The organism is Microcella putealis, assembly GCF_004216575.1.
In the GTDB taxonomy this organism is placed as follows: Bacteria; Actinomycetota; Actinomycetes; order Actinomycetales; family Microbacteriaceae; genus Microcella; species Microcella putealis.
The window spans coordinates 68,073-80,352 of sequence record NZ_SGWW01000005.1 but is presented as its reverse complement, the minus strand read 5'-3'; the positions used below and the strand labels follow the sequence as shown (position 1 = coordinate 80,352).

At 69.1% G+C, this 12,280-nt stretch carries 10 protein-coding genes; 7 read left to right on the top strand and 3 right to left on the bottom strand.

The genetic code is table 11. The features are described from left to right. Window positions 1-35: 35 nt before the first annotated feature. Window positions 36-1,409: a dihydrolipoyl dehydrogenase gene (gene lpdA / locus EV141_RS11370; RefSeq protein ID WP_130486086.1), complete on the bottom strand. Its 1,374-nt coding sequence runs from the start codon at window positions 1,407-1,409 to the stop codon at window positions 36-38. A gap of 107 nt (window positions 1,410-1,516) precedes the next feature. After that, window positions 1,517-3,007 carry a leucyl aminopeptidase gene (locus EV141_RS11365; protein ID WP_130486085.1) on the bottom strand — a complete coding sequence of 497 codons (1,491 nt, stop codon included), beginning with the start codon at window positions 3,005-3,007 and terminating at the stop codon, window positions 1,517-1,519. Window positions 3,008-3,093: 86 nt separating this feature from the next. Here EV141_RS11365 and EV141_RS11360 point away from each other — a divergent pair, with 86 nt between their 5' ends. The 6 genes from EV141_RS11360 (at window position 3,094) to EV141_RS11335 (ending at window position 9,659) form a co-directional block, all read left to right on the top strand. After that, a complete protein-coding gene (locus EV141_RS11360; RefSeq protein ID WP_130486084.1) occupies window positions 3,094-4,008 on the top strand; it encodes a proteasome assembly chaperone family protein in 915 nt (304 codons plus the stop codon). Window positions 4,009-4,167: 159 nt separating this feature from the next. Continuing rightward, a complete protein-coding gene (locus EV141_RS11355; RefSeq protein ID WP_130486083.1) occupies window positions 4,168-5,553 on the top strand; it encodes an RNA polymerase sigma factor in 1,386 nt (461 codons plus the stop codon). 5 nt (window positions 5,554-5,558) lie between these two features. Beyond that, entirely contained in the window at window positions 5,559-6,851 is a 1,293-nt protein-coding gene (locus EV141_RS11350) for a Mur ligase family protein (protein ID WP_130486082.1), read from the top strand. Beyond that, complete coding sequence (locus EV141_RS11345; protein ID WP_130486081.1) at window positions 6,848-7,594, top strand: type 1 glutamine amidotransferase; 747 nt, start codon at window positions 6,848-6,850, stop codon at window positions 7,592-7,594. Before EV141_RS11350 ends, EV141_RS11345 begins: the two co-directional genes overlap by 4 nt. Then, on the top strand, window positions 7,591-8,556 hold the full coding sequence (locus tag EV141_RS11340) for an alanine racemase (RefSeq protein WP_130486080.1): 966 nt from the start codon (window positions 7,591-7,593) through the stop codon (window positions 8,554-8,556). The genes EV141_RS11345 and EV141_RS11340 overlap by 4 nt, the downstream gene beginning before the upstream one ends. Further along, window positions 8,556-9,659: an alanine racemase gene (locus tag EV141_RS11335; protein ID WP_130486079.1), complete on the top strand. Its 1,104-nt coding sequence runs from the start codon at window positions 8,556-8,558 to the stop codon at window positions 9,657-9,659. The genes EV141_RS11340 and EV141_RS11335 overlap by 1 nt, the downstream gene beginning before the upstream one ends. 99 nt (window positions 9,660-9,758) lie before the next feature. Here EV141_RS11335 and EV141_RS11330 read toward each other — a convergent pair whose 3' ends face one another. After that, a complete protein-coding gene (locus EV141_RS11330; RefSeq protein WP_130486078.1) occupies window positions 9,759-9,980 on the bottom strand; it encodes a DUF7455 domain-containing protein in 222 nt (73 codons plus the stop codon). Window positions 9,981-10,186: 206 nt separating this feature from the next. Here EV141_RS11330 and EV141_RS11325 point away from each other — a divergent pair, with 206 nt between their 5' ends. After that, complete coding sequence (locus tag EV141_RS11325) at window positions 10,187-12,268, top strand: DNA gyrase/topoisomerase IV subunit B (protein WP_130486077.1); 2,082 nt, start codon at window positions 10,187-10,189, stop codon at window positions 12,266-12,268. Window positions 12,269-12,280: the final 12 nt, after the last annotated feature.

Below are 12,280 nucleotides of genomic sequence, written 5' to 3'. Positions count from 1 at the left end.
TTGTGGGTTTAATCCAGCCTAGTCCTGGCCGGGTGTCAGATCGCGTGCAGGGGCTTACCGGCCAGAGCCAGGAAAGCCTCGCCCAGGGCCTCGTGCTGCGTGGGGTGCGCGTGCAGGAGCGGAGCGACATCTTCGGGGTGCGCATCCCAGTTCACGGCCAGCTGCGCTTCGCCGATCAGTTCGCCGACGCGTGCGCCGATCATGTGCACACCCACGACCGGGCCGTCGACCACGCGGATGACCTTGATCGAGCCGGCGGTTTCGAGAATGTGGCTCTTGCCGTTGCCGGCGAGGTTGTAGTCGTACGTCTTCACCGCGTCGTCGCCGTACTGCTCTTTGGCCTTCTTCTCGCTGAGGCCGACGGACGCGACCTCGGGCTCGGAGTAGGTGACCTTCGGGATGTTCGTGTCGCTGATGACGACGGGGTTCAGGCCCGCAATCTCTTCGGCGACGAAGATGCCGTGCTGGAAGCCGCGGTGCGCGAGCTGCAGCCCCGGCACGATGTCGCCCACGGCCCAGACGCCCGGGATGTTCGTGCGCAGACGCTCGTCGGTGAGGACAAAGCCGCGATCCATCTCGACGCCGACCTCTTCGAAGCCGAGGCCCGCGGTCGCGGGGCCACGACCCACGGCGACGAGCAGGAGGTCAGCCTCGATCGTCTTGCCGTCTTCGAGGGTCACGACGACGCCCTGCTCGCTCTGGGTCACGCTCTGGAACTTGACACCCAGGCTGAACTCGATGCCGCGCTTGCGGTAGGCGCGCTCGAACTGCTTCGAGATCGACTCGTCCTCTGCGGGAACGAGGTGCGGGAGGCCCTCGATGATGGTGACCTCGGACCCGAACGACCGCCAGACGCTCGCGAACTCCACACCGATCACGCCGCCGCCGAGAATGGCGACTTTGTTCGGGACGTAGTCGAGCTGCAGCGCCTGCTCGCTCGTGATCACGCGGCCACCGATTTCGAGACCGGGGAGCGTGCGGGGGAACGAACCGGTTGCCAAGATGACGTTCTTGCCGGTGATGGTGTGCTCGCCGACCTGCACGGTCGTCGGTGAGGTCAAGCGACCTTCGCCCTCGATCGTGGTGATGCCGCGGGCCTTGATGAGCCCCTGCAGGCCCTTGTGCTTACTCGACACCACGCTCTCGCGGTACTGGATGACGGCAGGCACGTCGATGCCGTCGAGCGTGGCGCGAACTCCGAACTTGGCCGAGTCGCGTGCGGCGTCGGCGACCTCGGCCGCGTGGAGCAGCGCCTTCGTCGGGATGCAGCCGACGTGCAGGCAGGTGCCACCGACCTTGCTCTTTTCGATCAGCCCCACGGTCATTCCCAGCTGGCTGGCACGAAGAGCCGCGGCATAGCCACCGCTTCCGGCTCCGAGGATCACGAGGTCGAAGTTGTGTTCGGTCACCGGCAGTTGCTCCCTCATCGGTCTGGCAGTCGAGCGGAGGCCGGCGCCGGGATGTCGGGCCGGCCGGGGGGATCGTACGCGGGTGGTCGCGCCGATCGACCAGCCTACTACTCTGCGCCGAGCCCAGCTGCGAGTGCGATCAGGAGGCGCGTCGCGACTCCTGAAGAGCCCTTCGGGGTGTACCCAAACGCGCCACCGGAATTGTTCGCGGGGCCCGCGATGTCGAGGTGCGCCCACGGGATACGCGGAGCATCCGGCTCGTCCGAGCGGCGGCCCACGAATTCCTGCAGGAAGACGCCGGCGAGCAGCATCCCGGCAGCCGTGTTGCCCGGCTTGGCGTTGGCGATGTCGGCGACGTCCGTCGCGAGCAAGCTGCGCAGTTCGGCGGGCAGGGGCATCGGCCAGACCAACTCCCCGGTGGCCTCCGCCGCGCGCTGGACGGCACCGACCAACTCGTCGTCACCCATGAGACCGGCGTATCGCTCTCCGAGGGCGACGCGCGCCGCGCCGGTGAGCGTCGCCACGTCGACGATGGCGTCGGGCTGCTCTTCGCTCGCGGCCACCAGGCCATCAGCCATGACCAGGCGTCCTTCGGCGTCGGTGTTCAACACCTCGACGGTGCGGCCGCCCCGAATCGTCAGCACGTCGTTCGGTCGGGTGGCGGTGGCGCTCGGCATGTTCTCGGCCAGGCAGAGCCACGCGGTGATGCGCACGGGCAAGCCCAACTTCGCGGCGGCGACGGTGGCGGCGAGCGTGGTCGCCGCTCCCGTCATGTCGTACTTCATGCCGACCATGGCGGCTGCAGGCTTCAGCGAGAGCCCGCCCGAGTCGAAGGTGATTCCCTTGCCGACGAGAGCGAGGTGCGGCAGCTCCGTGTGGGCGTTGTAGCGAACGATCACGAGGCGAGGGGGGCGTGACGAGCCCTGACCGACACCGAGGATGCCTCCAAAGCCGCCGGCGGCGAGGGCGTCCTCGTCGAGAATCTCGACCTCGAGGGGGAGTCCCTCGGCGAGGGCAACGGCGCGCTCGGCGAAGGTGGCGGGGTAGAGGGCGTGCGGGGGCGTCGTGACGAGGTCGCGGACCGTCGCGACGGCATCCGCCGAGACGTGCGCCCGGGTCAGCGCGTCACCCGCGTCTGCCTCATCGGTGGCGACGACGAGGCGCTGCAGGCCGGCATCAGCCTTGGCGCTGAGGCCCTCCGCGAGGTAGCGGTACGCGCCCATCAGCGCACCTTCCACGGCCGCCTCGAGCAGCGCTGCGGACGGCGGCGCGAGAACCGCGCTGGTGGCGGTGGTGAGCGAGCGAGCGGCGGCTCCGGCGGCGCGGCGCACGGTCTCGGCGTCGGGATCGGATGAACCGGTACCCACCGCGACGATGCTGCGCGCGCTTAGCCCTGCGGGGCTCGGCACGCGCACCACATCTTCTGCGGCACCGGTGGCGGCAACCGCCGTGAGTGCCGTGCGCACCGCGTCGGCGACGTCCCCGTCGACACCGAGCGGCTCAAGCCCCTCGTTTGTGCGGGCGACGAGCACGATGAGGGCATCGCCCTCGAGGGAGGAGAGGGCGGCGGACGACGACGTCAATTCAGGCAGAGGCATCCGGCCATGTTAACCGCGCAGGGTGTTCGCTCTCGGCGCGCGCCGCGCTCACCGGGCACCATGGTCACCGCTCGTACGATGGAGCCATGGCTCACCCATCGGATCTGTACCGCCTGCGCGAACCCGAGTCGGGCGTGCCACGCGGTCTCCCTCTGGTTGCCGCCATCACCGGCTTCACCGACGCTGGGGGCGCGGTGCAGCAGGTCACGGAATACCTCGTCGATGTGCTCGACGCCGATGTCCTGGTGGAATTCGATGGGGATGCGCTGCTCGATTACCGCGCCCGGCGTCCCGTTCTCTTTTTCGACGAAACGCGGTTCACCGAGTACCGCCGTCCTGAGCTCGCGATCCGTCTTGCTCGCGATGAACTCGGTGCCCCTTTCCTCCTCATGACCGGATACGAGCCCGACTTCCGATGGGAGGGCTTCACCGACGCCGTCGTCGAGGTGGTCGAGCGATTCGAGGTGTCGACGACCACGTGGATCAACGCCATCCCGATGCCGGTGCCGCACACGCGAGCCATCGGCGCAACGGTGAGCGGGAACCGCGACGAGCTCATTGACGCGCACTCGATCTGGCGGCCGCAGACGCAGGTGCCCGGCAACGCCATGCACCTGCTCGAATACAAGCTGCAGTCGGCGGGGCACCCCGTGGCGGGCTTCGTGCTCCTCATCCCTCACTACCTCGGCGACACCGAGTACCCCGCGGCCGCTGTCGCTGCACTCGAGAGCATCACGGCCGCGACAGGCCTGCTCTTGCCGACCGACCGCCTGCGCGAAGAAGGCCGCGAGTTTCTCGCCAAGGTCGACGACCAGGTCGAGGGCAACAGCGAGCTGCAGCGCCTCGTCGGAACGCTGGAAGAACGGCACGATTCTTATATGGAGGAGAACGCCGTCCGCTCGCCCCTCACGGGCGACGACGGCGAGGTGCCGAGCGCCGATTCCATCGCCGCCGAGCTCGAAAAGTTTCTGGCGCACCGCCGCCGCGCAGACGACGAGTAGACGAAACGGTCCTGGTCGGCCGAGCCGAGCATCCGTGCAATAATGGAGGTTCGCGACCCGGTCGGTCGCCCGCTGTGCGAAGCCCCCGAGCATCGCCAATCAACGCGGGGACTTGACATGGGTCGTTGTACTGCCCGGATGATGCGGAAGTAGGGGCCCATGGCGACACGAACGACGACCGACACCGCCGAAAAGGCGGAGAGGAAGCCGGCGTCATCGCGCGCGAAGACGGCGACGACGACTGCGACCACGACGGCTCCGGCCAAGGCGGCTGCGAAGACCTCTGCCGCGGCGAAGAAAGACAGCGCGAGCGCGGCACAGAAGGCGGCGCCGGCAAAAAAGGCTCCCGCGGCGAAGACGACGGCCGCGAAGACGACGGCGGCGAAAGCCACGGCGACCAAGGCGACGGCGACCCGTGCGAAGAAGGCAAGCGCGGCCGCGAGCGACGACAGCGCGTCCGAAGACGAGGCGATCGAGGTCGCCGAGGCTGCGCTCGCGAGTGCGCCGAACAACGATGATGACGACGACAGCGACTCCGCTCCGGTCGAAGCGCTGCCGACGGGCGCGATCGTGCTCAGCAACACCGACGACGACGACGAAGTGCCGGTGTACTCCGCGACGATCACCGGCGCCACGGCCGACCCGGTCAAGGACTACCTGAAGCAGATCGGTAAGGTCGCGCTGCTCAACGCGGCCGAAGAGGTCGAGCTCGCGATGCGCATCGAGGCGGGCCTTTTCGCCGAAGAGAAGCTGTCGCAGATGACCGACAAAGAAAAGCGCACGGCCCTCGGCCGAGAGCTCGACTGGGTCGCCCGCGACGGTCAGCGCGCGAAGAAGCACCTGCTGGGCGCGAACCTTCGCCTCGTGGTGTCGCTCGCGAAGCGCTACACCGGCCGCGGCATGCAGTTCCTTGACCTCATTCAAGAGGGAAACCTCGGTCTGATCCGCGCGGTCGAGAAGTTCGACTACACCAAGGGCTTCAAGTTCTCGACCTACGCCACCTGGTGGATCCGCCAGGCGATCACCCGCGCGATGGCCGACCAGGCGCGCACCATTCGTATCCCGGTGCACATGGTCGAGGTCATCAACAAGCTCGCCCGCGTGCAGCGCCAGATGTTGCAAGACCTCGGTCGCGAACCGACGCCGGAAGAGCTGAGCCGCGAACTCGACATGACCCCCGAGAAGGTCATCGAGGTGCAGAAGTACGGCCGCGAGCCGATCTCGCTGCACACGCCGCTCGGCGAAGACGGCGACAGCGAGTTCGGCGACCTGATCGAAGACACCGAGGCGGTTGTTCCGGCAGACGCGGTCGGCTTCACGATGCTGCAGAAGCAGCTCGAGAGCCTGCTCGACTCGCTGTCAGAGCGCGAGGCAGGCGTCATCCGCATGCGGTTCGGCCTCGGCGACGGCATGCCGAAGACGCTTGACCAGATCGGCGACACCTTTGGCGTCACGCGTGAGCGTATCCGCCAGATCGAGTCGAAGACGATGGCGAAGCTGCGCCACCCGTCGCGGTCGCAGGCCCTGCGCGACTACCTCGAGTAAGCCGGATGCGCGCATCCCTCATTCTCGTCACCCTGCTGGGCAAGTTCCTGCGGGTGGCGGCGCGTCTGCGCGGCGGCGGCTCGGCCTTCCCCGGGTATGTCGTGCTGAAGCTCATGCCCGACTTCATTGCTCGAGCAACCGCTCAACTCGAGCACGGCGTCATTGTCGTGCTCGGGTCGAACGGCAAGTCGACGACGACCAACATGGTCACCGGCATCGTCTCCGCGCACGGCGATCGGGTCTTCACCAACCCGACGGGCGCGAACATGCCCCAGGGCGTCGCGTCGTCGCTCCTCGGCAGCCTGACTCTGACGGGTCGCTTGCCCTTCGACATCGGCGTGGTCGAGGTTGACGAGGCGTACGGCGAGGTCATTTGCCGAGCGCTCAAGCCGCGCGCCGGGGTGATGCTGAACGTGCAGATCGACCAGATCTACCGGCTCTTCGAGCCCGACCGAGTCGCCGGCATGTTCGACCGCATTGCCCGGCAGATCGACGGCACGCTCGTGCTCAACCGTGACGACGCGTTTCTCGGCGCGCTCGGCGACCGGCTGATCGCCGATGAGGGCCGCGACGTCGTCTGGTTCGGCGTGGCGGACTCGGTTTTGGGTGCCGCCAAGCACGGTCAGGTTCTCGCGCGCAACTACGACGCCGAGGCTGCCGGCACGGTGGCTGTCGACCGTCCGGTCGCGGTCGAGGTGATGCGTTCCGAGGGCGCGGAGGTCACTCTGCGCGTGCACGACGACTCCCACGACCTCACGCTCTCGGCGCGGGGGTTGCACAACGCCGTCGACGCGGCCGCGGCGATCGCCGTGTCCGAGGCAGCGTTCGGCGACGACTTTTCGGTCGACACGGCCGTCGCGGCGCTCGGCAGCATGAAGACGGTCTACGGGCGCGGCGAGTTGATCACGGTCGGCGACCGCGAGGTCGAGATCGTCTTGATGAAGAGCCTCGCCAGTCTGCAGATGAACCTCGATGGCTTTACCGCGACGCCCGACTCGGTTCTCATGGCGTTTGACGAGCACAGCCGCGACCCCAGCTGGCTGTACGCCGCTGACCTGTCGATCATCGAGCGCGTCGAGTGCCTCTCGGGGCCGAAAGCCGTCTTCCTGGCGCTGCGCCTCGAGTACGCCGGCATCCCGTATGAGCGCACCGAGACCGACGTGGAGAAGGCCGTGCAGTCTCTGCTGGACGGGCCCAGGCCGGCGTCGGGTCGCCACACGCTGATTCTCGATTACGACCAGATGATTCTCGTGCGCCGTTATCTCGGCTACCGCGACCTCGAGGCGGGTGCCGCGTGACCGATAACCCGACCATCCACCTCGTCGAGCTGTTTCCGGGACACCTGATGCTGAACGGCGACATGGGCAACATTGCCGTTCTCGACCGGCGCGCAACGCTCGCCGGCGCGGCGGTGACGGTGACGCGCGTCGAGCCGGGGGAGAGCATCCCCGCGAATGCCGACATCATCACGGTCGGAACCGGTCCGGCATCGGCGCAGCGCGCGATCGCCGCGTCGCTGCCCGGGCTGACTGCGCCGCTCACGGCCGCGATCGAGGGCGGCGCCGCGGTGTTTGCCGTCAACGCGGGTTTCCACCTGCTGGGGCGCTCGGTGCGCCATCGCGACGGCTCCGAGCTGCGCGGTGCCGCGATCTTTCCCGTGACGACCGAGCCGAGCGATCGCCAGATCGTCACCGACGAGTTCACCGTCGACAGTGCCGAGGGCCGCCTCATCGGTGTCGAAAACCACGCGGCGCGCGTTCACCTGGACGCCGACGCCGCGCCCCTCGGCACCGTCGTGCGCGGGGTGGGCAACGACGGCTCGACGGAGGGGTATCGCGCGGGCGTCGTGATCGGCACCCACATGCACGGGCCGGCTCTCGCCATGAACCCGCTGCTCGCGGACGTGCTGTTGCGCGATGCCTTTGCGCGACAGGGCGCCGAGTACACCCGCACCGCCGACCACGATCGCATCGACGCGGTCGCCCGGGGTGCCCGCCAGCACCTCGCGCGGCTCGCTCGCGTGAGCCTCGACCGCGCGTGACCACCGGCGAGGCCGCGCCGGCGTTTCGCGAGGTTGCGATCGATGTCTCGGCGCTGGCCCGCAACGTCGAGCGCGCCGTCGCGGCGCTCCCGTCGGATGCGCCGCGCATCATCGACCTCGGTGCCGACGCATTCGGCTGCGGCGCTCAGCGCGTCGCGCCGATTGCCGCCACACACGGATGCACGCACGCGCTCGTCCCGCGCGTCACGGAGGTACTCGCCCTCGTCGCCGCGAACGCGTCGCTCACCGTCGTCTGCGCTGACCCCCTCGGGGACGCCGCCGCGACCGAGCTCGCCGATGCCGGGGTGCTCATCGCCCATCGCAGCCTCGCGGGCGCACAGAATGCGCTGAGCGAGGGCGCGAACCCGCTCGCAGTTGTGCTCGATTCTGGCCGCGGCACCCCGGGAATCACCCGCGGCGAGCTGTCGGTGCTCCGGTCGGCGGCGAGCGATGCCGGCAGTGAGCTGCTCGTCGTCGACCCCGCGCTCGTTCTCGGCGCCGCCGTTTTCGGTCTCGACGCCGGCGACGCGCCATCCTTGCCGCTGAATGAGGCCGAGCCGGTCATGACCCTCTGGGCTCCCGTGGTCGGCCTCAAGTCGGTCGGTGCCGACGAGGGCGTGTCGTACGGCTACCGCTACCGCACGTCCGACTCGACGACCCTCGCCCTCGTGAGCCTCGGCTACGCGGACGGTCTCGACCGCGCCGCGGGCAACACTCTCGACGCCCGGGTGGGCAACATGACCCGCACCATCGCCGGGCGCGTCGCCATGGACGCCTTCGTGCTCGACGTCGGCGCCGACGCGTCGGTCACCGTCGGTGACCGCGTCGTCGTATGGGGGGATGCGCGCACCGGCGCTCCCGACATCGCTGACGCCGCCCGACGGCTCGGTACCCACAGCGCCGAGCTCGCCACCCGACTCACGGCGCGGCCGCGGCGCAGCGCCGTCGGAGAGCCCTCGTGATGCCGGGCCTTCGCGCGCACATCTCGACCGGCGCGCTCGGGCGCAATATCGACCACCTGCGCGCGACCGTCAGCCCCGCTCGCCTCATGGTCGTCGTGAAGGCCGACGCGTACGGGCACGGAGCGCTCACGGTCGCCCGCGTGGCGCAGCAGCACGGCATCACCGACCTCGGTGCTCTTGACCTCGCGACCGCCCTGCGGCTGCGCGCGGCCGGGGTGCCGCCCGAGGTGCGCGTGCTCGCCTGGCTGTACGCGCCCGAGCAGCAGTTCGACGAGGCGATCGCCGCACGCATCGACCTCGGCATCTCGCGGCTGAGCGAACTCGAGCGCGCGCTCGACGCGACCCGCCGGCGTCGTGCCGCGGGGGATCACGACGCGGTCGCTCACCTTCATCTCAAGCTCGACACGGGTCTACGCCGTAACGGCGCGACGGCCGAGGAGTGGCCCGCGCTGGTCGACGCCGTGGCGCGTGCCGAAGCCGACGGCCTCGCCGTGGCCCGCGGCGTGTGGACGCACATCGCCGAAGCCTCGGAAGACGACGACACCGAGGCCCTGCGCCGCTTCGAGCGCGGCGTGGAGCTCGCGCGCGCGGCGGGGCTCACTCGCATCGAACGGCACCTCGCCGCCAGCTCGGCGGGGCTCCGTCGTGCCGATGTGCGCCTCGACATGGTGCGCATGGGCGGGCACTGCTGGGGCATTCCCTCGTTCGACGGGGTCACCCCGCGCGACATCGGGCTCGAGCCCGTCATGACCTTGACCGCGCCGGTCGTGGGGGTGCGCTCCGACGACGCGCGCGCGGGGCGTGTCGGCATCGTGCAGGCAGGCTACGGCGACGGCATTCCCCGGCTCGCCGCAGGCCTCGTGAGCGTCACGGTCGATGGCGTGCGTTTCCCCATCGTCGATGTCGATCGCGACGAGCTCACGGTCGCCGACCCGGATGCGCTCCTCACCGTCGGCCAGACGGCGACCCTGTTCGGAACGGGCGCGCACGGCGAGCAGACCGTGCGGGAGTGGGGCGACGCCATCGGGACGCTGGGCGATGAAATCACGGCGCGCATCCTGCCGCGGGTTCCCCGCGCGGTGGGTGACGAGTTCGTCGGCTAGTCCGCGAAGAGGCGCGCACACACGAAAAAGCCCCGGGTACGAACCCGGGACTTTTCTCGTCGGCGCTGTGCATGGTGCCGAGCACCGCGCGCCGGAGGTCTAGGCCTCGCTGTGGAGCTTCGCCGTCTCGTCGTGCCAGGCGAGCGCCGTGGCCTTCAGCGACTCGCTGAAACGGCTCGCGTGGTGGGCGCAGAACAGCAGCTCGCCGGTGGCGAGCGTCGCGCGCACGTATGCCTGCGCTCCGCAGGCGTCGCAGCGGTCGGTCGCGGTGAGCGGCGCCGGCGCGGTGACGTGCGGGCTTTCGGTCGTCAGCTGCGTCATGGTGGGCCTTCCTTCTCGCGTCGTGATCGGGACCGGATGAAACCCCATTGCACCACACGGCACCCACGGAACCCTGCACGCTCAGGGTCGTTTCGCTCAGCGCGCAACGGCTTCCCAGGCTCGCGGCCCCCAAGCGGGGGCCGCCCGCAACCCCGCGCGGAGTGGTGCACCGTCACCACGGCCGCCCGCGTCTACGCTGGGAGATCGTGGCTTCCTCCGATTACTCCGCTCGGCATCTGTCCGTCCTCGAGGGTCTCGAGGCGGTGCGCAAGCGCCCCGGAATGTACATCGGCTCGACCGACTCCCGCGGCCTCATGCACTGCCTGTGGGAGATCATCGACAACTCGGTCGATGAGGCGCTCGGCGGCCACGGCGACCACATTCAGGTGAAGCTGCACGCCGACGGCAGTGTCGAGGTGCGCGACCGCGCGCGCGGCATTCCGGTCGACATCGAGCCGAAGACGGGGCTCTCGGGCGTCGAGGTGGTCTTCACGAAGCTGCACGCCGGGGGCAAGTTCGGCGGCGGCTCGTACGCGGCCTCCGGTGGCCTGCACGGCGTCGGCGCTTCCGTCGTGAACGCCCTGTCTGAGCGGCTTGACGTCGAGGTCGACCGCGGCGGCAAGACGTGGGCGATGTCGTTCCACCGCGGCGAACCCGGCATCTTCACCGACGGCCCCGAGGGTCCGCGCCCTGACGCTCCGTTCACGCCGTTTGTCTCGGGTAGTGAGCTGCGCGTTGTCGGGAAGGCGGCGAAGGGCGTGACCGGGACGCGCATCCGCTACTGGGCCGACCCGCAGATCTTCACGAAGGGCGCGTCCTTCCAGCCCGATGAGCTGCGCATCCGCGCCCGTCAGACGGCGTTCCTGGTACCCGGGCTCGGCATCACGATCGAGGATGCGCGGGGCGAGGAGCGATCAGAGGAAACGTTCCGCTTCTCCGGCGGCATCAGCGAATACGTCGACTTCCTCGCGCCCGACTCACCGCTGACGGACACGTGGCGGATCACCGGATCGGGAACCTTCACCGAAACCGTGCCCGTACTCGACGAGCGGGGCCACATGTCGCCCACCGAGCTGACGCGCGAGTGCGTGGTCGACATCGCGCTGCGCTGGGGGACCGGCTACGAGACGACGGTGCGCAGCTTCGTCAACATCATCGCGACGCCGAAGGGCGGCAGCCACCTCGCCGGTTTTGAGCAGGGGCTGCTGAAGGTCGTGCGTGCCGAGGTCGAGAAGAACGCCCGGCGCTTGAAGGCCGGCAGCGACAAGCTTGAGAAGGACGACGTGCTCGCGGGCCTCACGGCGGTGCTCACGGTGCGGCTGCCCGAGCCGCAGTTCGAAGGCCAGACCAAAGAGGTGCTCGGCACGCCGGCCGCCCGCGCCATCGTCGCGAAGGTGCTCGGCGACGCGCTGCGCGCCCGGCTGACGAGCTCGAAGCGCGACGACAAGGCCCAGGCCTCGCTCGTGCTCGACAAGGTCGTGGCCGAGATGAAGAGCCGAATCTCTGCGCGCGCGCACAAAGAAACGCAGCGCCGCAAGAACGCCCTCGAGAATTCGACCCTGCCGGCGAAACTCGTCGACTGCCGCTCCAGCGACGTCGCTGAGAGCGAGTTGTTCATCGTCGAGGGCGACAGCGCCCTCGGCACCGCGAAGCTGGCCCGCGACAGCGAGTTCCAGGCGCTGCTGCCCATTCGCGGCAAGATCCTCAACGTGCAGAAGGCGTCGGTCAGCGACATGCTCTCGAACGCCGAGTGCGCATCCATCATTCAGGTGATCGGAGCGGGCTCAGGGCGCTCGTTCGACATCGAGGCGGCCCGCTACGGCAAGGTCATCATCATGTCTGACGCCGACGTCGACGGCGCTCACATCCGTACGCTGCTGCTCACGCTGTTCTTCCGCTACATGCGGCCCATGATCGACGAGGGCCGCGTTTTTGCGGCCGTGCCGCCGCTGCACCGGGTCGTCGTCATGAACCCGGGCACGAAGCCCAACGAGACCATCTACACGTACAGCGAGAAAGAGCTGCAGGGGGTGCTGTCGGCACTCAAGAAAGCCGGCAAGCGCTACCAAGACCCCATTCAGCGCTACAAGGGTCTCGGTGAGATGGATGCCGATCAGCTCGCCGACACCACGATGAGCCGCACGCAGCGCACGCTTCGCCGCGTACGTGTCTCCGACGCCGAGGCCGCGAACCACGTGTTCGAGCTGCTCATGGGCAACGATGTCGCCCCGCGCAAAGACTTCATCATCGCCGGCCAGGGGCTCGACCGCGGGCGCATCGACGTTTAGCGCCCGCGAGCG

Coding starts and splice junctions, on each gene's coding strand:
- EV141_RS11365 (WP_130486085.1), bottom strand. CDS start 3,007: ATGCCTCTGCCTGAATTGACGTCGTCGTCCGCCGCCCTCTCCTCCCTC.
- EV141_RS11360 (WP_130486084.1), top strand. CDS start 3,094: ATGGCTCACCCATCGGATCTGTACCGCCTGCGCGAACCCGAGTCGGGC.
- EV141_RS11355 (WP_130486083.1), top strand. CDS start 4,168: ATGGCGACACGAACGACGACCGACACCGCCGAAAAGGCGGAGAGGAAG.
- EV141_RS11350 (WP_130486082.1), top strand. CDS start 5,559: ATGCGCGCATCCCTCATTCTCGTCACCCTGCTGGGCAAGTTCCTGCGG.
- EV141_RS11335 (WP_130486079.1), top strand. CDS start 8,556: ATGCCGGGCCTTCGCGCGCACATCTCGACCGGCGCGCTCGGGCGCAAT.
- EV141_RS11330 (WP_130486078.1), bottom strand. CDS start 9,980: ATGACGCAGCTGACGACCGAAAGCCCGCACGTCACCGCGCCGGCGCCG.